Genomic DNA, 1,407 nt, shown 5'->3' with positions numbered 1-1,407 from the left:
TACCGCCTCCATGGCCGCACAACAGAAGAAGCGACCTCAGAAACGATCATCGCCGACCCGCCCTCACCCCCGCAGCGAATTGCGCAGCAGAGTCGTCCATGAGCGCAAAGCCCGCACCCAACTCCCCGCCCCCCACCCGCTGGAGCTGCTGACACGCATGCTCGTAAGAACGCTGCCAGCACAAGTGCCAGGGCGGCCGCCACCACGGATCGATCCGCGTCAAAGCCTCGGCACGGCCCGGCGACAGCACTCCGCGCCCCATCTGGCCGCGCCGGTCGGAAAGCCACCTGCCCAGCGGGTAATCCTCATGCACCGTGCTGACACCGACTCCCGCCAGGCTCCCGTGTTTCAGAGTCCAGGCCCGGGCATGGGCGAGCGCCTCCTGCTCCCCGAAGCGCTGACTGCGACGCCGGGGCCGGGCATCCCGAGCCGCCGCGGCATCGATGCCCAGCCGTGCAAGGAGCCGTTGCTGCTCAGGATGCAGATCCGGATAGCGGGTGCACTGCAGGTACAGCCACTCGCCCAGGCTGAGGCCGGTACCGGGAAATCCTCCCCGCGCATCCAACGGGCCCTGTTCCGCGACGTGGCATCTGGCCTGGTGGTAGGTGCGCTGCCACAGGGTCGGCCACGGCGTGTCCCAGTACGGGTCCAGTGCGCGCAGCGCGGCGCTGCGCCAGGCAGGCATCCCGAGACGGAGCATGCGCTGGTTGGTCATCCACGCCCCCAGAGGAAAGCTGTCCTGGAGCGTGTCCGCCCGTGTGGCCAGATGCCCCCGCGCAGCCGCGTAGGCCCGGGCACGAGTCAGGCCCGCTTCGAAGGCGTCGTCAGCCTGGCGGCTGTGCCCGCGCCGCCGTTTGGGACGCGGAGCCTCCGCGGCTTCACCGCCGGCCACCTCCTGCAGGTGCTGGGCGAGTTCGTCAGCCAAGGGACGAGGCCGGTGCGCGGGATGGACCTTCCACAGCAACCACTGTCCGTCGCCATCCTGCGCTTCCGCCGCCTTGCTGCACTGGTGCGCCCAAGCGAACAGCGGTCCGTCCATGCACGATGTCAGGCGATCAGTGAGCCAAGGCCGCCGCAGACAGCGCGCCAGCTCACTGATGAGCATGGGGAGGTCACCGAGGCAGAAAGGGAGGTGGCCGCACATCTGGGCTGCGATACGGCGCCTCAGAAGCTGTGTCTGAGCCCTGCATGACAAGTTGAGGATGGCCTTTGATGCAGGTCGGTGGCTGCGTCCTGGTCCTGCGCGGCGAAAGGGTCCGCGAGCACCGTGACATGCCGTTCGACACGATCCTCGAGCGCCTCGGCTGCCTCCCGCAACCAAGCCTGATCTAGTGCCGCGGCAGGCAACGTTTGCCCGTCAAGGAGCGGCGTCCGGTGCGTGCTCTCGGTGTGCCGGCCGGAAGTCCT

General features: G+C 68.7%; 2 protein-coding genes. Both read right to left on the bottom strand.

Features of this window, described 5'->3' with window-relative positions:
* Positions 1-46: 46 nt before the first annotated feature.
* Positions 47-1,105: a helicase associated domain-containing protein gene (locus AB0J04_RS46130; protein WP_363174731.1), complete on the bottom strand. Its 1,059-nt coding sequence runs from the start codon at positions 1,103-1,105 to the stop codon at positions 47-49.
* A 59-nt stretch (positions 1,106-1,164) separates the two neighbouring features.
* Positions 1,165-1,407, bottom strand: a 243-nt coding sequence (locus tag AB0J04_RS46125; RefSeq protein WP_363174730.1) for a hypothetical protein, incomplete at its 5' end; no start/stop codon positions are given.

The sequence above is a fragment of the Streptomyces sp. NPDC050263 genome, assembly GCF_040655955.1.
Lineage (GTDB): Bacteria > Actinomycetota > Actinomycetes > Streptomycetales > Streptomycetaceae > Streptomyces.
Note: the sequence above shows the minus strand (reverse complement) of the source record. Positions and strands in the feature narration are given on the sequence as shown.